The organism is Burkholderia sp. MSMB1498, assembly GCF_001526245.1.
GTDB classification, from domain to species: Bacteria; Pseudomonadota; Gammaproteobacteria; order Burkholderiales; family Burkholderiaceae; genus Burkholderia; species Burkholderia savannae.
On record NZ_LOYJ01000036.1, the window covers coordinates 87,005 to 107,253 of the forward strand.

13 protein-coding genes are annotated in these 20,249 nt (G+C 66.6%); 5 read left to right on the forward strand and 8 right to left on the reverse strand.

Going from position 1 to position 20,249, the window contains the following annotated elements:
* Positions 1-259 precede the first annotated feature (259 nt).
* A complete protein-coding gene (locus WS91_RS07540) occupies positions 260-2,065 on the forward strand; it encodes a tetratricopeptide repeat protein (protein ID WP_059670029.1) in 1,806 nt (601 codons plus the stop codon).
* Positions 2,066-2,954: 889 nt separating this feature from the next.
* Here WS91_RS07540 and WS91_RS07545 read toward each other — a convergent pair.
* Together WS91_RS07545 and WS91_RS07550 are read right to left on the reverse strand one after the other, a co-directional pair.
* Positions 2,955-3,614 carry a hypothetical protein gene (locus WS91_RS07545; protein ID WP_059578804.1) on the reverse strand — a complete coding sequence of 220 codons (660 nt, stop codon included), beginning with the start codon at positions 3,612-3,614 and terminating at the stop codon, positions 2,955-2,957.
* Between the two features lie 245 nt (positions 3,615-3,859).
* Positions 3,860-4,774: a glutaminase gene (locus WS91_RS07550; protein ID WP_059670030.1), complete on the reverse strand. Its 915-nt coding sequence runs from the start codon at positions 4,772-4,774 to the stop codon at positions 3,860-3,862.
* A 369-nt stretch (positions 4,775-5,143) separates the two neighbouring features.
* Here WS91_RS07550 and WS91_RS07555 point away from each other — a divergent pair, with 369 nt between their 5' ends.
* Positions 5,144-5,854, forward strand: a complete 711-nt coding sequence (locus WS91_RS07555) for a response regulator (RefSeq protein ID WP_038752513.1) — start codon at positions 5,144-5,146, stop codon at positions 5,852-5,854.
* Between the two features lie 371 nt (positions 5,855-6,225).
* The gene (locus WS91_RS07565; RefSeq protein ID WP_038752508.1) at positions 6,226-7,341 is read left to right on the forward strand and encodes an ATP-binding protein; all 1,116 of its coding nucleotides are present in this window, start codon (positions 6,226-6,228) and stop codon (positions 7,339-7,341) included.
* A gap of 431 nt (positions 7,342-7,772) precedes the next feature.
* Here WS91_RS07565 and WS91_RS07570 read toward each other — a convergent pair whose 3' ends face one another.
* Positions 7,773-10,460, reverse strand: a complete 2,688-nt coding sequence (locus WS91_RS07570; protein WP_059578797.1) for a patatin-like phospholipase family protein — start codon at positions 10,458-10,460, stop codon at positions 7,773-7,775.
* Positions 10,461-10,756: 296 nt separating this feature from the next.
* Between WS91_RS07570 and WS91_RS07575 the strand changes: the two genes are divergently transcribed.
* The gene (locus tag WS91_RS07575) at positions 10,757-11,821 is read left to right on the forward strand and encodes a rod shape-determining protein (protein ID WP_038752503.1); all 1,065 of its coding nucleotides are present in this window, start codon (positions 10,757-10,759) and stop codon (positions 11,819-11,821) included.
* Positions 11,822-11,863: 42 nt separating this feature from the next.
* Here the strand turns inward: WS91_RS07575 and WS91_RS07580 are convergent, their stop codons facing one another.
* The 5 genes from WS91_RS07580 to WS91_RS35610 form a co-directional block, all read right to left on the reverse strand.
* Positions 11,864-12,481 carry a c-type cytochrome gene (locus WS91_RS07580; protein ID WP_038752500.1) on the reverse strand — a complete coding sequence of 206 codons (618 nt, stop codon included), beginning with the start codon at positions 12,479-12,481 and terminating at the stop codon, positions 11,864-11,866.
* 49 nt (positions 12,482-12,530) lie between these two features.
* The gene (locus tag WS91_RS07585) at positions 12,531-13,871 is read right to left on the reverse strand and encodes a cytochrome C (RefSeq protein ID WP_081989967.1); all 1,341 of its coding nucleotides are present in this window, start codon (positions 13,869-13,871) and stop codon (positions 12,531-12,533) included.
* Between the two features lie 304 nt (positions 13,872-14,175).
* On the reverse strand, positions 14,176-14,622 hold the full coding sequence (locus tag WS91_RS07590; protein ID WP_038752497.1) for a hypothetical protein: 447 nt from the start codon (positions 14,620-14,622) through the stop codon (positions 14,176-14,178).
* Positions 14,619-15,185 carry a hypothetical protein gene (locus WS91_RS07595; RefSeq protein ID WP_038752698.1) on the reverse strand — a complete coding sequence of 189 codons (567 nt, stop codon included), beginning with the start codon at positions 15,183-15,185 and terminating at the stop codon, positions 14,619-14,621. Before WS91_RS07595 ends, WS91_RS07590 begins: the two co-directional genes overlap by 4 nt.
* 148 nt (positions 15,186-15,333) lie before the next feature.
* Complete coding sequence (locus WS91_RS35610; RefSeq protein ID WP_156432316.1) at positions 15,334-15,657, reverse strand: hypothetical protein; 324 nt, start codon at positions 15,655-15,657, stop codon at positions 15,334-15,336.
* Positions 15,658-15,949: 292 nt separating this feature from the next.
* On the opposite strand from WS91_RS35610, the gene WS91_RS07600 reads away from it, so the two are divergent.
* Positions 15,950-19,882: an autotransporter outer membrane beta-barrel domain-containing protein gene (locus WS91_RS07600; RefSeq protein ID WP_059670032.1), complete on the forward strand. Its 3,933-nt coding sequence runs from the start codon at positions 15,950-15,952 to the stop codon at positions 19,880-19,882.
* Positions 19,883-20,249 lie beyond the last annotated feature (367 nt).

A 20,249-nucleotide genomic window follows, 5' to 3' on the forward strand; every position in this document is an offset into this window, starting at 1 on the left:
TGTAGCTATGTTGGCGTGGTACGAATTGCAATCTTCTTGATCCTCCCGCGCGCACGAATCGTTCGAGTCACTTGAAGGCTATTTGCGGACCGCAGTGCTGCGCTATCTCGTGCCACAGGAACAATGAGCGCTGTTTGTGTAGGCATAGACAATGTCGTGCGAAGATTGCGACGGGGTGTACGCCTTAGCCCACCTCCCACTTCCTGTGCCGCGTCAGGGACCGTAACGCCTGGTCGACACGACTCTATGCGGGGACGCCATGGAAGACGAAAAAGACGGACGAACCCCGCAGCGAATAAGGAGGCGCCTGTGGGCGATGTTGCGAGAGCGGGTTAGCGAATGGTTCATTGGGGGCGTTCTCTTGGCGCTTACCGGCTTCGCGCCGCAGGAATTCATTGCTCGACTCGTCCGCAATATTGCGGCACCGGAGAGGGTGGAGCATTTGTCGCGTTTAGCGCTCGATGCCCGGCCGGTGATTGTCTTTGTTGGCATCGCAATCATTGTGGCTGATGCGCTGTATCGGAACCGGCACCGACCGGTCACTGCCATCCCAGGAAGGCCGCCGCTCACGGAGGATGGAGCGGAGCGCTTGCAACCTAACGACGGGGCGCTGGTGGAAAGCGAACCGAGTGAACCGGAAGCATTACCGCTCCCAAATCATCCATGGCTATCGGAGGGGCGAGTGATACTGGTCGTGCTTCCGTTCGAAAGTCTTGGTGGCGGCGACAAATATGATTACTTCAGTGAGGGCTTAACTGAAGACATGATCACCCAACTTGCCCGGCTCAGCCCGGAGCGCCTGGGTGTCATCGCCCGGACTTCGGCGATGCGCTACAAATCCACGACCAAGACCATTCATCAGATCGGCCAAGACCTCGGGGTTTCCCACGTGCTTGAGGGAAGCGTCCGGCGTGCCGGAGATCGGGTACGGGTTGCGGCGCAGCTCATCCGGGTAAGCGACGAAACGCACCTTTGGGCCGAGACCTACGAGGGGAACCGACGTGACATCCTGGCACTCCAGATCGAGGTGGCCAAGGCAATTGCCCGCGAAATCGAGATCAAGCTCACGCCGCACGAGCAAGGGCGTTTAGACCGTACTCCTGTCATTGATGCGCAGGCGCACGAAGCGTATCTCAAGGGGCGTCACTTCTGGTCCAAGCGCACCGAAGAAGGAATGCGAAAGAGCATTGAGTATTTTCAGCTCGCTATTGAACACCAGCCGAACTTTGCGGCTGCCTACGACGGAGTGGCCGATGCTTACACGATGCTTGCGTGTCGCGGCGTGAGCCCTGCGCGCGAAACGTTTCATCAAGCAAAAATGGCAGCCAGGAAAGCGCTGCAGATTGAACCCGATTTGGGTGAGGCTTATGCGTCACTGGCCCATGTACGTTTGCACGATTGGGATTGGGTCGATCTGGAACAGGATTTCCTGCGCGCCATTGAACTGAATCCAGGACACGCGATCGCCTACTACTGGTACGCGGAATACCTCATGATGGCCGGCAGAGCCGAAGAAGCCATTGCCAGGGTCAGGCAGTCCCAACAGATGGACCCCTTGAATTCCGTGCTGAATTCATCGGTTGCCATCATCTTGTACCTTGCTCGGCAATACGACCCGGCACGGGAAGAACTCCGTAAAGCCCTGGAAATCGATCCAAACCACTTTCTGCTTCACTTCAGGCTGGGGTTGGTTTACCAGCAACAGAAGTTGTTCCATGAAGCAATCGAGGAAATGCAGAAGGCTGTCACGCTTTCCGGCAGGAGCACTGAGACGCTGATGGGGCTGGCCCAGACCTACGCTGCCGCCGGCATGCGCGCGGACATGCAGCAGATCATGGATGCGCTGGAGACGGAATCCGAGAAGCACTACGTCCACCCCTACAACATGGCGAAAGTGTTTGGATCGCTCGGGGACAAAGAGCAGACCTTCGGCTGGCTGGAAAAAGCCTACGATGAGCACAGTCCTGACTTCATTGAGCTCAGGACAGAACCTACCTTCGACAGCGCTCGCTTCGATCCCAGATTCTCTGAACTGCTATCTCGCGTCGGGCTCGACCAGATCTGAAAGACGACGCTCTGTGATGGGCGCCAGGGCAAGTGGTTGCGCGTTACTCCGGCTGCAGTCGCTGAATCAGCGTCTCCCCCTAACGCTGTCGCGTTGGGGGGAATGGCTGGTGTCAGCGTCGGACAGATACTCCCCCTTTCGTCGAAGTCATTTTCCCCGGTTTTTTATCTGACGGCACCGCGACCTACGTGATCGTCATTTTTTCCATGCTCGTGCAAGGAACGAGCTTCGGGCGTGTCCTCGGAAGGACTATGCCCGCTATGAGCGAGATGCCTGTGCGCAAGTGGGAAACTCCACGGAACGCTCCGTTTTCCTCCATCCCTCGATCGCCCGTCGCCGTGAACAGGATGCTGCTTGAGCTGCCCGGATCAGGCCCTGGGGGTTCGCGCGCGCCTAGGGATCGAACGGCCCATATTTGCTTGCCCTACAGCCGCCGATTGAAAATGCTGTTTGACCGGCTCTTTTGGGTCGATCGCCGCGAAAGGACGAATTTCCCGTTCAGTGTGCCGGTGCGTGCCGATATTGATCTGTCGCCGTTGCAAAGAATGAGTCGCGCTTGACTTCGGTGTTTCAGAAGATCGACCGCCCTGAATAGGTCGTCAACCATTCCAGCGCGAGCGTCCCTGCGCTACGAATATATAAACTCCCATGTGATTCCATCGGTACCGACCGGACGGGCGAGTGCCGTGCTGCCTTCGACGACCGAGTTCGGCCAGGAAGAGCCGTCCACCACGGTCCGCTTTCGAAAAGTCCGGTTCGGTGACACGTCAAGGCAGGGAAGCGCATCATAGCCAAGCTCTAACGACGAAAACAGGCAACCCAACTATGACGTTGGACCGTGTGTCATTCGTCGTGTCTCCATCTCGTCGTCCACATAAATTGTGAACCGTCACTGCGCAATGTGAACGATGGCCGATTTGGCTACGAACTCGCTATCCTGTTTGCCACATTTTCCGATTGCCAATTCGGCGAATAGTGATACCGTCGATCCGGCCTTGACAACGAAAACCCGCATGTCGTCCAGTTCTGCCTTGGGCAGGACTTCGTACTCGCTGTCACCAGTTTCCTCGACAAGATCAGCCAGAAAATCAACCTGCTCCGGAAGCGGGTCACCCCACCACTTCGCGCCCGGCTTGGTATTCCCTTCGGGTATGACCTTGCCAAAGTCAAGGTCATCTTTGAGTACCCATGCTCCGAGCGAATACGTGGCTTTGGGACTCTTGAAGTTCAGTTTGCTGCGGCGCGGATTTTCCAATGTGACATGCACCACCAGCAGACGCAGGTCATCGCGATAGGGGAGCACCTGCGTGGTGAGCGTGATGTGGATCATCCATCTCGCTCCCCCTTCGAGGTAGTACCAGCGGAGCGCCCACCATCCACCTATTACAACCGCTAAGACCGACGAAATCCTGAAAGCGATTTCCGAAAGATCAAGAACGGTGCGCAGGTCCCAGCTGGTTCTGGTAATCGCCCAGCCTAGCCCGACAACGATGGCGATACTGCCCAATATCTTGAAGCTGAAGTCTGCGATGCGACGTGCACTCTTCATAGGCCTCCCTGCTTTCAATTGTCAGGCATCCACATGATATCGGCTGGTCGGAAATAGTGCGAGTAGATCGGGATGGCACGCAAGCAGCGTCTGACGACCGCTCTGCGGCGGTGCAATCGGAAGCCCTGGAGGGCCGCTTCGGGTCGATTGCTGCCGATGGCCGAATTTCCCATTGAGCGCTCTGGCGCGCGCCGATATGAATCTGCCGCCGTCGCGCCACATGAGGCACGCTTGACTTCGGTGTTTCAGAAGATCGAGCGCCCCGAATAGGTGGTCAACCATTCCAGCGCGAGCGTGCCCGCAAGCGAGTTGCCGTTCGTATCGAGCCCCGGCGACCACACGCACACCGCCATTTCGCCTGGCAGCACCGCGACGATTCCGCCGCCGACGCCGCTCTTCGCCGGCAGCCCGACGCGGTAGACGAAGTCGCCCGCGGCGTCGTAGGTGCCGCAGGTCAACATCAGCGCCGACAGCCGCTTCGCCGAGCTCGGATCGAGAATCCGCGCGCCCGTCGCGGGCGCGACGCCGCCGTTCGCGAGAAAGAGCGCGGCCTGCGCGAGCTCGACGCAATTCATCGAAATCGCGCATTGGCGGCAATACGCGTCGACGACCGTCTCCGGCGGCATCCGCATGTTGCCGAAGCTCGCCATGAAGTGCGCCATCGCGCGGTTGCGCTCCGCGTGCTGCAGCTCGGACAGCGCGACGCGCGAATCGTAGTCGATGTCGGCGATGCCGGTCAGGCGCCGGATGAATTCGACGAGCGCTGTCTCGGCGCGCACGAAGCGGCGGCTCAGCACGTCGGTGACGACGAGCGCGCCCGCGTTGATGAACGGATTGCGCGGCTTGCCGCGTTCGCTTTCGAGCTGCACGAGCGAGTTGAACGCGGTGCCGGACGGTTCGCGTCCGACGCGCTGCCACAGTTCGTCGCCGAGCAGCTGGAACGCGAGCGTGCACGCGAACAGCTTCGAGATGCTCTGGATCGAGAAGCGCTCGCGTGCGTCGCCGACCGTGTGGACTGTGCCGTCGAGCGTGACGACGGCCATGCCGAAGCGCTTGGCGGGCACTTTCGCGAGTTCGGGGATGTAATCGGCGACGCGGCCTGCGCCGATCCAGGGCGCGAGTTCGGCGTGGATGCGTTCTAGGATCGCTGGGTAATTCATCGAATCGGTACGCGGCGCGCCGCGGGTATCAAGCGAGCCCGTATGGAACCTTCTCGGCGGCAATTCGTCAAGCACCGGTGGCGCGGCGCATGCCTGCGCGGGGGAGAACGCGCGGCCGCGGCCGATTGCCTCGCCGAGCGACGCGCCGCATCCGCGACGGCCGTCACGCCGGGCGTTCCGAAGCCGCGCCGCGCGGGCGGCGAACGCGGGGTTTCGGGGCCGCCGACACAAGAGGTTCGTCGGCCGGCGCGTGTCGCAGTATCATTCCAAATGTTTCAGGATCTTACAAAGTAGGTGCGTCAGTTTCGCCTGTTCGCGCTAAGTGATTGTTTCAAAAAACCTTTGGCTTCCATATCGACTGATTTGCCCATGCCTTTCCGGATTCTCCTCGTCGAGGACGACAATCGCCTGTCCACGCTGATCGCGGGCTACCTGCGCAAGCACGAATACGTCGTCGACACCGTGCTGAACGGCGACGACGCCGTCGGCGCGATTCTCACGGGGCGCCCCGATCTCGTGATCCTCGATGTGAACCTGCCCGGCAAGGACGGCTTCGAGATCTGCCGCGAGGCGCGCGAGCATTACGACGGCGTCATCATCATGGTGACGGCCCGCGACGAGCCGTTCGACGAGCTGCTCGGCCTCGAATTCGGCGCGGACGACTACGTGCACAAGCCGGTCGAGCCGCGCATCCTGCTCGCCCGGATCAAGGCGCAGCTGCGTCGCGCGCCGGTGCGCCAGGCGGACGGCGCGAGCGGGCAGCCGGAGCGCTACGCGTTCGGCAAGTTCACGATCGACCGCACGAACCGGACCGTCAACCTGCCCGACGGCACGACGCCCGAGCTGACTTCGGCGGAGTTCGACCTGCTGTGGGTGCTCGTCTGCCATGCGGGCGAGGTCGTGAGCCGCGACGATCTGATGCTGCAACTGCGCGGCGTCGAATTCGACGGCCTCGACCGGACGATCGACGGGCGGATCTCGAAGCTGCGCCGCAAGCTGCGCGACGACGCGAGCAGCCCGCAGCGGATCAAGACCATCCGCAGCAAGGGTTATCAGTTCAGCAAGAACGCGTGGGAGTAAGTTGCGCGTCGAGCTGTGCGGCGCCGGCGGCTCGCGCACGGGCGGGCCGCACGCTGGACCGCGCGTCTTACGGTTCGACGGTTCGAAACGGCGTGTGCCGCGCCGGCGATCTCGAACCTTGCGCGCATCGCCGCGTGGCGCGGCGATGCGCGGCGACGTTGCGCGACGCGACATGACATGACACGGGGCGACGCGATTTTCGCGACGGCTTTGTCCGATGCAACGCCGCTGCGTTCGCGCCCGCCCGCACGGCCGACGAGCCGGCCGCGCGCCCGCCGCCGGCTAGCCGGGGCCGTTCGCCGCCGCTGCCGGCGCAGCCGGTTTCCGCTCGACGATTCACCGCACCGATTTCCGACATTCGCGACTCGATGATGAACAGCACGCAAGCGCACCGATTGTCCCCGTTCCGCTATTGCAAATGGCGCTGGCTCCATTTCCGCCGCTCGTGGACAGACACGCGCGCCGACCGGATTCCGAGCTGGTCGCGCCTTTATCTGCGGACCTATCTGCATCTCGTCGGCCTCGTGCTGGTGACGGTCGGCGGGACGATCGCGGCGCTGTGCTCGGCGCTCGGCGCGCGCGCGGTGTGGCGCGCGCTCGACGCGCTGCCGGGCGGCGCGCTGCCGCTCGCCGCGTTCGTGCTCGCGGTGCCGGCGCTCGCCGGCTATCGGTGGATGCGGCCCGTGTGGTCGGATCTCGTGATGGTGCGCGAGCGCGCGATCGACTTCACGGGCGGCCGCTTCAACACGCGCGCGCGCGAATCGCGCAGTGTGATCATCGGGCCGCTCGCGCGCACGCTGAACGCGCTCGCGATGCGCATGGAACGGCTGATCGCCGCGCAGCGCGACCTGACGAACGGCATCTCGCACGAGCTGCGCACGCCGCTCGCGCGCGTGCGCTTCGCGCTCGAGAGCCTGCGCGAGCCGGGATCGGCGGCCGAATATCAGAACGCGATCGACAGTATCGAGCAGGACGTGACCGAGCTCGACGAGCTGATCGACATGAGCCTCACGTACGCGCGGCTCGAGTACAGCTCGCTGCAGTCGAATCTCGAGCAGACGGCGCTCGTCGCGTGGTTCGACAAGCAGGTCGCCGACGCCGCGCTGCTGTACCCGAGCAAGACGATCGATGCGCGCGTCGCGCTGCCCGCCGATTTGCGCGTGAAGATGGACAAGCGGCTGATGTCGTATGCGATGCGCAACCTGCTGCGCAACGCGAGCAAGCACGCGCGCGGGCAGATCGCGGCGGGCCTGCGGATGCGCCACGGCAATATCGAGATCTACGTCGAGGACGACGGGGCCGGCGTGCCGCTCGACGAGCGCGAGCGGATCTTCGAGGCGTTCGTGCGGCTCGATCGCCATACGGCCGGCTACGGCCTCGGCCTCGCGATCACGCGGCAGGTGCTGCAGGCGCACAACGGGCGCGTCGCCGTCGTCGATCCGTTGCTGCTGCGGGGCGCGCGCTTCGAGATGAGCTGGCCGGTGTGACGTGCGCCGCGGGCGCGCGCGTTTGCGGCGAGCGGAGCGCGGCAGCGCATGCGCGCTTCCGGTTGGCGCCTCCGATTGGTGCCTCCGATTAGTGTCTCCGATTCGTACCTCAGATTGGCACTTCCGATTCTCGCCCCCGGTTTGCACGGTTGGTTCGTGCCGCCTGATGCGCCTCCGCCGGTTTGCATCCCTGATTCGCACCGCCGGGCGGCAACGCGCTGGCGGTTTGGCGCGGCACCGGGTGCCGGAACTCGTGCGACGTCGCCACGGCGCGGCCCCGCGCCGCGCGGCGCTTTCGTCGACGAGCCGGCCTGCCGCATGCACATGCGTCTTTTGGAGATGGCTTTTGGGGGGCGGCTCGTTCCGTGCGGATTCGCATCGTGCCCGCCGCATCTTGTCGCGTCGCCGGCTCCCGATTCACGCCCCCCGGCTCAATACGTGCGGCCGAGCTGGAAGTAAAGGTTGCGCCGCCCGCCCGGCGCGAACGCGACACCGACGTACACCGGCCCGAACGCGGTCGTGAGGCTCGTGAAGAGCGTGTAGCTCTGCTTGAGCGGACCGCTGGGCGTCGAGTCGAGCGACCACACGTTCCCGGCTTCCGCGCTCGCGCCGACGTAGAGCGCCTTGATCGGCGACGCGTTGAACGTCGCGAGCTGGTTCATGTACGTGATCTGCCCGTAGACGAGCGCATCGCCGCTCAGCTGGTCGGCCGCGTACGCCGACAGATGCTGGAAGCCGCCGAGCGTGTAGCCGAGCGGATTGCTGAGGTTCACGCCGCCGAAGCTCTTGCCCGCTTCGATGCTCGCGCTCACGCTATGCCGGCCGAAACGCTCGGCGACCATCAGCTTGCCGTAGACGTCGGTGAACTTGTCGTCGCTCGTCGCGAGGGATCTTTCGGCGCGGAATTCCGCAAAATAACCCTTGCGCGGAAAGACCTGATCGTCGAGCTGGTCGATGACGAGCCGGGCGCGCGCGTTGATCTGTCGCGCGTACCAGGACGGGAGCCACGCGTCGCCGTCGACCCACTCGCCGAGCAGGAGGTTGTACGTCGGCGCGGCCGACAGGTGCGTATACGCGAGCCCGACGCGGAAATCTCCGAGCCGCGCGAGCGGCAGCCCGAAATCGAGGCCGACTCGTGCCGTCTGGATACGGTATTGCGTGACCTTGATGTCGCTTTCCCCGTTGTAGAGGTTCGCGAAACGCCGCTGGTAATCCGCATACGGTGCGACGTAGTAGCCGATCTTGTTCGACAGCGGTTGCCGCAGCTCGACGTGCGCCGACTGCAGATCGCTGCCCAGCGTCGTATCCACGCGGAATTCGAGGCCGGACGGCGTGAGCCACGGCCGCCGGTAGCCGAGATGCAGCCGGAAGCCGCCTTCGTCCGTCGAACTGCTCGACATCCCGAGCCCGAACAGCAGGAAGTTCGGCCCCCAGTACTTCTCCTGCGCGTCGATCACGAGCCGGTGCTCGTCGCTTTCGTTGACGATCTGCTGCGCGACGTTCTCGAAATTGCCGCTCGTCGTGAGCGACAGCAGGTCGGCGCTCACCGCCTGCGGATCGTAGAGGTCGCCCGGTTTCACGCGCAGCGCGTTGCGCACGATCTGCGTCGGCACCGACGAGCCGTTGGTCCGGATCTCGATCGACGTGATGCGGATCGGCTGCGGCGGCGGCCGCCGGTGCGAGGCGCGGTATGCGTCGTATTGCTCGGGCGACAGCGCGTAGCGCTCGAGACGCGGCAGCGCGGCGACGGCGGCGGCCTCGCCCGCGGCGATCGACTGGTTCGCGGTCTGGAAATCGGTGAAGGTCTGCTTGCCGAGGTCCGGCGCAAGCAGGATGTCGTCCGGCCGCAGCTGCTTGCGCTGCTCGGCGACGTTCTGCCGGATCAGGATGCCGATCATCTGCTGCATCACGTCGGCGGGCGACGCGAGCGCGTTCAGCGGGCGCAGCGGCGAGCCGATGTCGACGGCGATCACGACGTCCGCGCCCATCCGGCGCGCGGCGTCGACGGGCAGGTTGCTGACGAGCCCGCCGTCCACGAGCGCGCGTCCGTCGATCTCGGCGGGCGAGAAGAGCCCCGGCAGCGCCATGCTCGCGCGGATCGCGAGCGGCAGCGAGCCGTGGTCGAGCACGACCTTCTGGCCGGTTTGCAGGTCGGTCGCGATCGCGCGGTACGGAATCGGCAGCCGGTCGAACGGCTGGTTGGTCGGCACGGCGGCCGTCCAGTTCGCGAGGAGCGCCTGCAGCCGGTTGCCCTGCACGAGCCCGACGGGCGCCTTGAAGCCTTTCGAATCGAAGCCGATCGTCAGGCTGTCGATGTACAGGCGCTCGTCCTCGCGCTTCTTTTGCGGCAGGTCCGCACGGTCGGTCACGTCGAACGCGATGTCGGCGAGGTTCACCTGCGACAGCCGCCGCTCCATTTCCTGCGCGGTCATTCCGGTCGCGTACAGGCCGCCGACGACGGCGCCCATGCTCGTCGCCGCGATGCAGTCGACGGGAATCCGGTGCGCCTCGAGCACCTTCAGCACGCCGAGATGCGCGTAGCCGCGCGCGCCGCCGCCCGACAGCACGAGGCCGATCGCCGGCCGGCCGGGCTTGCCGCCGTCCGGCGTGCAGACGGGCTCGCCCGCGGCGGCCGGCGATGTCGCGGCCTGCGCGGGCGTTTGCGCGGCGGCCCGATCGGGCGCCGCAGCGGTGGGCGCTGCGGTGGCGTTCGCGGCGATGTTCGGCGCGGGATTCGAGGCGGGATTCGAGGCGAGATTCGAGGCGGGATTCGAGGCGGGATTTGATACGGGATTCGAGGCGGCATTCGAGACCGCGGCTGTGGCCTGCTGCCGGGCGGCCCAGAACCAGGCGGGCGCCGCGTCGGCGGGCGCGGCCGATGCGGCCGATGCCGGGGCGGGCGACGTCCCGGCCGACGGCGCGCCGCCCGGCGAGGCCATTGCGCGTGTCGTCGCGTCGGCCGTCGCGGCAGTCGGCGCCGCGACGGCGCCCGCCATGGGCGCGGCGTCGGCCGCATGGGCGGCCGCGGGCCGGCCCGCCGCGACGCAGACGAACAGAAGGACGGCCACGAGGCCGGCGGCGCGAGCGCCCGGACGGGCGGAAGAGGCGAACACCGTCATTATCGTTGCTATGGCGTGGTCGGGCTGAACAGTCGGGAGGACCGATCCGGAATCGGCAAAAGCGAGAGAGTACCGCTTTTGCCCGCCCGCGGCCACGCGTCGGGCGCGATCCGCCCCGGCCCACGGTGCAAAGCGACCTGACGCTCTATAGAAATTTCATGAAATCTCCTAAAGTATTCAGGCATCCTGCCGCTAAGCGACTGAGTGGATTGTGCTCGTCGCCGGCAACCGGCCCGGGGGGGCGGCCGGCGACGCATCCGCGCAATCCTTCCACCAGATTCGATAGAGGCTTCACGATGGCGGCACCCTTTCTCGGAAGGTTTTTTGCGCACAACGTCGCGGTCGATCCGGGCACCGCGAGCACGCAGATCTACGTCCGCGATCGCGGCGTCGTGCTGAATCAGCCGTCGGTCGTCTGCTTCCGCAAGCGGGGCGGCCCGGCCGACAAGGCGCGCGTCGAGGCGGTCGGCGAGCAGGCGAAGGCGCTCCTCGGGCGCTCGCCCGAGCATCTCGAAGCCGTCCGGCCGCTCAGGCACGGCGTCGTTGCGAACTATCACGCGGCCGAGCAGATGATGCGGCAGTTCGTCGATATGTCGCATGCGCGCTCGCTGTTCGGGCGGCGCGTCGAGTTCACGATCTGCGTGCCGTCGAACGCGACCGCGGTCGAGCAGCGCGCGATCCGCGAAGCGGCGCTCGCGGCGGGCGCGTCGCGGGTCAGCCTGATCAGCGAGCCGCTCGCGGCCGCGCTCGGCGCGGGGCTGCCGGTGACGGAGGCGGTCGGCTCGATGGTCGTCGACATCGGCGGCGGCACGACCGAGGTCGCGGTGATCGCGCTTGGCGGGATCGTCTATCGCGAGGCGATTCGCGTGGGCGGCGACCAGTTCGACGCGGCGATCGTCAATCACGTCCGCAACCTGTACGGCGTGCTGCTCGGCGAGCACACCGCCGAGCACGTGAAGAAGGCGATCGGCACCGCGAGCTACCGGGTGCCGCGCGAATCGATCCATGCGGTTGGGCGCAGCGTCGCCGACGGCCTGCCGCGCACGATCCAGCTCAGCAACCACGACATCGCCGACGCGCTCGCCGCGCCGCTGAACCAGGTGGTGAGCGCGGTGAAGAGCGCGCTCGAGAACGCGCCGCCGGAGCTCATCACGGACATCGCGGATCGCGGGATCGTGCTGACGGGCGGCGGCGCGCTGCTCGCGAATCTCGGCAAGCGGCTCCACGACGAGACGGGGCTCGCCGCGCGCGTGGCCGACGAACCGCTGACCTGCGCGGTGCGCGGCGCCGGCGAGGCGATGGGGCGCGGCGGGTTCGAGGCCGGCGACGACGACGCGGGCGACATCGGCTTCAGCCGCTGACGCGCGCGTGTCGCCGCGTGCCCGTCCTCGGGCCGCGTTTCGCTAACGCGACTGCAACCACGCCGCGACGGCCTTCGCCTGATCGGTGTCGAGCGTATGCGCGACCGCGCTCATCACGGGCGCATTCGCGCGCGTGCCGTTCTTGAAGACCTCGATTTGCCGCAGCAGGTAGGCCTCGTGCTGTCCCGCGAGCCGCGGGAACGTTCCGACGCCTTGCCCGTTCTGTCCGTGGCACGACGCGCACGCCGGCGTGCCCTTTTCGGGCACGCCGTGCTCGAAGATGTCCTGCCCCTTCGCGACGAGCGCCGGATCGCCGGGCTCGCCGTGCGTCGGCTCCTGATGCGAGTAGTAGTCGGCGATCGACGCGATCGTCGCGTCGTCGAGCTGCGACGCGATGGCCCACATGTACGCGCGCGCGTCGGTCTCGCCGCGCGCGTGCTCGCGAAAGCCCTTGAGCTGCGCGCTCAGATACTCGTTCGTTTGCGCATTGAGCCGCGGGAACATCGGCGATTCGCTGCGGCCATGCGCGCCATGGCAAGCGGCGCAGAGCTGCGCGGCGAGCCGCGCGCCGTCCTGCGCGTGCGCGCGGACGGCGGGCCAGCCGCCGAGCGCGGCGGCGAGCGCGGCGATCCACATCGGTGATGCAAGCAGCTTTTTCATGATCGTTCTCGCGGAGCAGGCGGGTTGGCGAAGCAAGGTCCGGGCGGCGTCAGAACACGAACCACGCGAGCAGGTACAGCGTGTTGTTGTCGCTCGCGTTTCGGCCGTTGCCGTCGTAGTTGAAGCGCGCTCCGTTGAACTTGAGGAACCATGTGTACTGCAACGACAGCTTCACTTGCGGGAACGGCAGATAGTCGAGCTCCGCGATGACGCCTCGCGAGTCCGGGCTGCCGTTCGCGCTGCCCGTCACGGGCGTCGGCGAGTACAGCCCGGGATCGGTCGTGCCCGTTGTCGAGAAGTACGCGAGCGTCGCGCCGTACTTGCGCTGGTAGTAGTACGAAGCCTTCGCCTTGAACGTGTTGAGACGGTCGGTCGGGTTGGCTGGCGTCGGCCCCGCGCCGATTCCGCCGCTCGGGAAGCTCGCGCTCCAGTTCTGCTTCTCGTGGATGAACGTGAACTGCGTCGTGAACGCGTGCGACAGCGTCAGGTATTGATACTGCGCATCGAGCGCGATGTCGGTGAAGCGGTCGGTCGGCGTCGCGGGCAGCGTGTTGTCCGGATACACGTCGGCAATCAGGCCGAACGTGCCGAGCATCAGCGAGTGCGGGCCCCATTCGCGGTTGTACGCGACGCGCCAGTACGGGTTACCGCCCCGCAGCCGCGTCACGCCGCCCGGCGTGCTGATGTCCTGCCCCGTGCGGAACACCGAGAACATCTGGTCGGCAGTCCGATAGAGGCCGACTTCCGCGTAGATGCTGCGCTGCCAGAATGCGTACGCGGCGAAGCCCGCGACCTGCTGCGCGAGGCCGCCGTCGATCAGCGTGCTCGCCGTCGGCGTGAGCGACACGCTGCTCGACGCGTACGGATAGCCGAATGCCGGCGTGCTGTTCCAGACGTCGGAGACGGTCGGATTGTTGTTGACCGTGACGCCGTAGATGAAGTCGACGTCGTCGCGCGTGAAGTGCCCGGCCGCGCGGATGTCGGTGTTGTCGATGCCGCTGTGGTGCGCGATGCCGTCGTACGTCCATTGCGCGAACGCGCCGACCGGGCCGGCGATGCGCCCGCCGTAGAACAGGCTCGCCTGCTGCAGCACGACGTCCTGATTGCGCACGAAGTCGTAGTTGCGGTTGTCGATCGAGCGGGTATTGGTTTGCGACAGCTGCACCATGCCCGCGAGCGGAATCGTGAACCGGTTCGACAGCGTGTAGCCCGTCAGCTTGAAGAAGCGCCCGAACGGCGTGAGTTCCGGGAAGCTCACGTGGCACGCGACGCAGGCGAGCCCCGTTTGTCTCGCGAACGCCGGAACCGCGGCGGCGTCATTCGACAGGCACAGCACCCCGAACACGCATGCAAGCATGGCGGTAAGGCCGCGACGGATGCGATTGAACATACCGCCCCCTTCTTGTTTGTCGTCAGGGCTCGTGTATCCGGTTTCCGTTGAGAAACCGCCTTTTTCCAACGCATTGAAGCCGGTGTTTCCACTGATATCCGCTGCGGTCCTTCTCGTTTATTTCAATATCGTTCTGACTTCATCAAACGTGTCGCACCGCTAACGATCCATCTTTCGTCGCGACCGATGTCGATGATTCGAGTCTATGATCGCCACAATTGCGAAAATTGACTTGGATCAGCAACGAAGAGGGGGCGTCGCGCGTGCCGAACGGAACGCGATGCTCCGTTCGGCGCGCGAGCGGCTACTTGCCTTGCAGCAGATCCATGAAGGGCGGGAATGTCAGCAGGATGCCGAGCGCGAGCAGCACGAAGGCGACGGTCGTGACGCGGCCGAGCGCGACCGACGCCGCGTTCCATCGGCGCGACAGCGCCGCCCATGACAGCAGCCAGACGACGATCGCACTCGTCGTCACGCCCGAAAGCGGCCCGGTGGGCGTGTAGAACGTGAAGAAATGCGCAACTGAGCGGAACGCGTCGCCGGCGAGCGCAAAGAGCCCGACGGCGAAGCAGCCGATGCCGGCCGCGAGAATGGCGGCGGCGGCCGGGCCGTTCGGCAGCACTTCGGCGGCGGCGGGCGCGCTTGTTCGCGGCGAAGCGTTTGTCGGCTCGCTTGCTACGGATGACTGATTATGCGCCGTATCGGCGGCATGTTGCGCGGCGGTGTGCGGATGAGAGGCATGCATTTTCATTCTCCCGTCATGAGGTGGATGGCGGCGCCGCCGCGGACCGGCGCGTACTTGTTCAGGAATGCGCCGAACGCACCCGCGACGCCCGTCGCGACGAACGCGACGACGGTGAACGCCAGCACCGCGTTGCGAATCTGGCGTTGCTTGCCGAGCGCCGCGCCGTACTTGCCGAACACGTAGGCGACCATCGTCATCGCGATCGGCGCGAGCCACGCGACGTGCTCCTTCCATTCCATCCCGAGGCTGTGCCAGCCCGACGTGTCGCGGCTCGACATCAACAGGCGCTGCGGGTAGTTCGCGAGATCGGTCAGACCGGCGGGCGGCACCGCGCGATACCACGGATAGACGATGTATGCGCCGGAGAACACGGTTGCCCACGCGAGGATCACCATCGCGGACAGATAGATCATCAACAGCCGATGTTCACGCGGCGCGGGCACGGCGGGCGCGCCCGGCGACGACGTGCGATAGAGCTCGGCGATCGCACCGGAAAACGCAAGCATGAACAACGCGCCGAATCCCATTCCGTGCAGCACCGTCAGCAGGTCTCTCAATGAAATTTCCATCATGGCCTCCGTTCATGTGGCGGGTTTCGCCTTTCATCGTGTTGGATGGCGGGCTTGCTGCGTTGAGACAGATCAATCGAAATGACGTGGCGAGTATTTATTCGAGATGCGAAATGAATTCGAAAACGATTCAAAGATTGCGAGTCGGCTATTTGTCAGGCGGAGTCGTCTGAAAAAAAATGGTCGAATGAAATGATAGGATGAATCGGCGGAAAAGATAAAGGTGGGGCGAATGCATGTTGCCGTTCGGGACCGAAGCGCATCGCGCGTTCGCGAAGGCGTTGCGCTCGGCGCGTCGACCACGCGCGGCATTTACCTGTTGCATACGTTTCGCTTGCGGAAATCGCGAGATCTCGGCCGAAACGATTCTCGTTCTTTGAAGTCCATTGCGAAGCGCATCGCGGATGCGGCGGGAAAGCCGCATTGAAGCCGAGGCAAAGACATCGGCGCCGACCGTTCCGATTTTTTGCATATCGGCGTGCTTTGATATAGCCTTCCGACAAGTCGTCATCCGCATTAACTAGACCAACTCGAGATGTCGCCGCCATAAAGGGGGGGCGTCATGCCGTTCGCTTAGTCGATCAGATCGGCGTTCGCGCTTTCGCGGTTTTTCCGATTCCTGCGTTTCCTTCGAAACAGACGGCCGTCGCCGCGCGGCCGGAAGACTGTTTTGTCCCGACGATTCGCCGAATCGTCGACGCAATTCCCGCCGCGCCAGGCAGTTTCCTTCGACGTCTATTTTCGATGGCAAGGAAGGGGGCAACATGAACTGCACGCGTTCAAGAAAAAACAACGAGCTTGCCAAGCTCGTGCCGTCGATGGGCGTGTTCGTCGCGCTCGTCGGCGCCGGCATCGTTCAGGCGCATGCGGCCTGCACCCCGGCGGGCACCACCGTCACCTGCTCGGGGGCGGCCAATCCGCTCGCGCCGAGCTATTCGAACAGCGGCAACAATCTCAACGTGACGGTCGACAGCGGCGCGAGCCTGGGCGTGCTGCTCGGCATCGGCGGCACCGCGCTGTCGCTCACGGGCAGCGGCGTTTCGCTGACCAACAACGGCACGATCGATCCGACCGTGCTCGGCTCGGGGCTCGGCATCCTGTCGAGCGGCACCGTCGTCGGCAACGCGTCGCCGAGCACGACCAACGTCACGAACAACGGCACGATGAACGGCACGACAGGCGTGTCGATCAGCGGGCTGACCGGCATGGCGCTCGCGGTCCAGAACGGCACGGGCGGCGTGTCGAACATCACGAACACCGGGACGATCGGCTCGACGCCGCTCGTCGGCGCGACGCTGCTCGGCCCGGATTCGCCCGTGGTCGCCGCGTACGGCGGCGGCCAGGTCAATTTCAACAACAGCGGCACGATCACCGGCCGCGTCGCGTTCCAGCCGAACGGCGCCGCCGGGCAGGGCAACACGTTCGTCAACTCGGGGACGATCGACGGCAGCGTGTCGATGGGCGCGAACAGCACGAACACGTTCACCGCGATGACGGGCTCGACGGTCAGCGCGGCGGGCGGCACCGGGGTGGCGCTGAACATCGGCGTCGGCTCGCTCACGCTCGGCTTCGCGGCGACGGGCATCGTCGACGGCGGCGCGGGCGGCAACAACACGCTCTTGTTGCAGCAGGCCGCGGGCGGCCCCGCGAGCGGCACGATCGCCGTCAACAACTACATCAACTTCAATCATCTCGACGTGACGAGCGGCGCGTGGACGATCAACGGCGCGTCGAGCGCGCAGGACGCGACGCTGTCGGGCGGCGTCGCGATCATCGGCAACAACGCGTCGCTCGGCACGGGCACGATCGCCGGCAACGGCGGCGCGCTGCAGGCGGGCGCCGCGGGGCTCGACGTGAGCAACAACGTGACGCTCGGCGCGGGCGGCCTGACGGTGCAGGGCGCGACGGGGCTCACGCTGTCGGGCGCGATCTCGGGCGGCGGCGCGTTGACGAAGAACGGCGGCGGCACGCTGACGCTCACGGGCGCGGACACGTACACGGGCGGCACGACGATCAATGCGGGCACGCTTGCCTTGGGCGCGGGCGGCAGCCTCGCGGCGGCGGGCTCGGTGAATCTTGCCGGCGCGGGCGTGGGCTTCGACATTAGCGGCGCGACGGGCAGCCAGACGATCGGCGGCCTGTCCGGTGTCGCCGGAACGACGGTCGCGCTCGGCGGCAACGGGCTGACGCTCGCGGGCAGCGGCGGCACGACGTTCGGCGGGACGATCGGCGGCACCGGCGGCCTGACGCTCGCCGGCACCGGCACGCAGGCGCTGACCGGCAGCAACACGTATTCGGGCGGCACGACGCTCGCGGGCGGCACGGTCGCGCTTGGCGGCAGCGGCGCGCTCGGCACGGGGGCGGTGACGGTCGCCGCGCCGACGACGATCGCCGCGACGGCCGCCGTGAACCTGTCGAACGCGGTCGCGCTCAACTCGACCGCGACGATCGGCGGCACGCGGAGCCTGATGCTGTCGGGCCCCGTGTCGGGGGCGGGCGGCCTCGTGATGAACGGCTCGTCGACGCTCACGCTCGTCGGTGCGAACACGTACGCGGGCGGCACGACGGTCGACGCGGGCACGGTCGTCGTCGGCAACGGCGGCGCGCTCGGCACGGGCGGCCTCACGGTGAACGGCGGCAGCGTGTCGCTCGGCGGCTCGAACGTGACGCTGCCGACGCTGAACGGCGCGGCGGGCGGCACGATCGACACCGGCGCCGGCAGCCTCGCCGTGACGGGCGGCGGCAGCTTCGGCGGCGCGCTGACGGGCGGCGGTTCGCTCGCGGTGTCGGGCGGCGCGCCGCTCACGCTGACGGGCGCGAACACGTTCACGGGCGGCACGACGATCGCGAGCGGCGGCACGCTGCAGATCGGCAACGGCGGAACGACGGGCAGCCTCGCGGGCAACGTCGCCGACAACGGCGCGCTCGTCTTCGACGAAGCGGCCAACGTCACGTACGGCGGCGCGATTTCCGGATCGGGCTCGCTCACGCAGGCGGGCAGCGGCGTGCTGACGCTGACGGGCGCGAGCACGCTCGCCGGGCCGACGACGGTCGCGGCGGGCACGCTCGCCGTCGACGGCTCGCTCGCGAATTCGACGGTGAGCGTGCGCAACGGCGCGACGGTGACGGGCACGGGCACGCTCGGCGGGCTCGTCGTCGCGAGCGGCGGCACCGCGTCGCTGCCGCAGCCGGGGCAGGTGCTCAACGTGGCGGGCAACGTGACGTTCCAGGCGGGCTCGACGCTGCAGGTCGCCGCGAATCCGCAGCAAAGCGGCAGCCTCGCGGCGACGGGCTCGGCGACGCTGAACGGCGGCACCGTGCAGGTGCTCGCGAGCCAGGCGAACTATCAGGCGAACACGACCTACACGATCCTGAGCGCTGGCGCGGGCGTGCAAGGCCAGTTCGCCGGCGTGAACGCGACGTACGCGTTCGTCACGCCGACGCTCGGCTACGACGCGAACCACGTGTTCCTGCGGCTCGCGCCGAACGCGACGCCGTTCACGTCTGTTGCGACGACGCAGAACCAGACGGCCGCCGCGGGCGCGCTCGGCACGCTCGGCGCGGGCAATCCGCTGTTCGACACCGTGCTCGTCACCGATGCGCCGACCGCGCGCAGCGCGTTTTCGCAGCTCGACGGCGAACTGCAGGCGAGCATGAAGAGCATGTTGTTGACCGACAGCCGCTACGTGCGCGACGCGGTGACGGACCGTGTGCGCCAGGGGCTCGCGCCGGGCTCGGGGCCGCTCGCGGCGCTGTCGTCGGGCGGGGCCGCGCTGTGCGACGACGCGGGCGGCGGCGCGCCGCGCCAGGACGCGACGCCGCCCGAGCGGCGGCTCGGCTCGCGCGAAAGCTGCGTCGGCGGCACGCCGTATCGGCCGGTGGTCTGGGGGCAGGCGTTCGGCGGCCGCAGCCGGCTCGCGAGCGACGGCAATGCGTCGACGCTCAACCGCAGCATGACGGGCTTCATTGCCGGCGCGGACGTCGCGCTGAACGACCGCTGGCGCGCGGGCGCCGCGGCGGGCCTCACGCACAGCTCGCTCGACAACGGCCTGAATTCGTCGGCCTCGCTGAACAGCTACTACGTCGCGCTCTACGGCGGCGCACAGTACGGCGCGTGGGGCGTGCGCGGGGGCGCGGTGTACACGTGGTACCGGATCGACACGGACCGCTCGCCCGCGTTCGCCGCCTTCCGCGATCACGATTCGGCCGGCTACGACGCGAATTCGGGCCAAGTGTTCGGCGAGGTGGGCTATGCGATTCCGGTGGGACGCTTCGCGCTCGAGCCGTTCGCGGGGCTCGCGTACGTGAGCCTGCATACCGACGGCTATCAGGAGAGCGGCGGCGCGGCCGCGCTGAGGGGCGACGCGGACACGAGCAACGTCGCGTTCTCGACGCTCGGCGTGCGCGCGGCGACGGAGCTCGGCGTGCTCGCGAAGGGCACGCTGAGCGCGCGCGCGATGGCCGGCTGGCGGCACGCGTTCGGCAGCGCGCGGCCGACGTCGACGCTCGCGTTCGCGGCCGGCGGCTCGTCGTTCCAGGTCGCGGGCGTGCCGATCGCGCGCGACAGCGCGGTGCTCGAGCTCGGCATCGACGCGAGCGTCACGAAGAACCTGACGCTCGGCGTGTCGTACAGCGGGCAGTACGGCAGCGGCGTGCGCGACAACGCGGTGCTCGGCAACGCGCTGTGGCGGTTCTGATGCGCGCGTGACGCGCGCCGCGCGGGAAGGGCGAACGGCAGCGCGCCGCGCTGCCCGGCCGTTCGCGTTTCGACGATATCCCGGCGATGGGGCGTTCGACGAAATGCGCGGGCGGCGCTTGCCGGAAAACGTCCACCGGGAATATCCCGCCCGCTCTCACGCTCATTGGACAGGTGCCGATGCGCCGCTTTCGTTTTTGCCCAGTCCAGACAGGCGAACGGGACGGTTAGACCCACGCCGCTCCACATTCAAGCCTCGGCGCATATCGGCCGACAACGGATACGACAGCCGCGAGCGGGCCGAACTGATCGAACGCCGGGGCAGTAAAGCGGTGCAGTAAAGCGGTGAATCCGCCGCGAAGTTGCCG

Bases quoted from the DNA above. Each gene is read 5' to 3' on its own strand.
- WS91_RS07575 (WP_038752503.1), top strand. From the start codon at position 10,757: ATGGCGGCACCCTTTCTCGGAAGGTTTTTTGCGCACAACGTCGCGGTC.
- WS91_RS07590 (WP_038752497.1), bottom strand. From the start codon at position 14,622: ATGAAAATGCATGCCTCTCATCCGCACACCGCCGCGCAACATGCCGCC.
- WS91_RS07545 (WP_059578804.1), bottom strand. From the start codon at position 3,614: ATGAAGAGTGCACGTCGCATCGCAGACTTCAGCTTCAAGATATTGGGC.
- WS91_RS07570 (WP_059578797.1), bottom strand. From the start codon at position 10,460: ATGACGGTGTTCGCCTCTTCCGCCCGTCCGGGCGCTCGCGCCGCCGGC.
- WS91_RS07600 (WP_059670032.1), top strand. From the start codon at position 15,950: ATGAACTGCACGCGTTCAAGAAAAAACAACGAGCTTGCCAAGCTCGTG.
- WS91_RS07580 (WP_038752500.1), bottom strand. From the start codon at position 12,481: ATGAAAAAGCTGCTTGCATCACCGATGTGGATCGCCGCGCTCGCCGCC.
- WS91_RS07585 (WP_081989967.1), bottom strand. From the start codon at position 13,871: ATGTTCAATCGCATCCGTCGCGGCCTTACCGCCATGCTTGCATGCGTG.
- WS91_RS07550 (WP_059670030.1), bottom strand. From the start codon at position 4,774: ATGAATTACCCAGCGATCCTAGAACGCATCCACGCCGAACTCGCGCCC.
- WS91_RS07540 (WP_059670029.1), top strand. From the start codon at position 260: ATGGAAGACGAAAAAGACGGACGAACCCCGCAGCGAATAAGGAGGCGC.
- WS91_RS07595 (WP_038752698.1), bottom strand. From the start codon at position 15,185: ATGGAAATTTCATTGAGAGACCTGCTGACGGTGCTGCACGGAATGGGA.
- WS91_RS35610 (WP_156432316.1), bottom strand. From the start codon at position 15,657: ATGCAAAAAATCGGAACGGTCGGCGCCGATGTCTTTGCCTCGGCTTCA.
- WS91_RS07555 (WP_038752513.1), top strand. From the start codon at position 5,144: ATGCCTTTCCGGATTCTCCTCGTCGAGGACGACAATCGCCTGTCCACG.
- WS91_RS07565 (WP_038752508.1), top strand. From the start codon at position 6,226: ATGAACAGCACGCAAGCGCACCGATTGTCCCCGTTCCGCTATTGCAAA.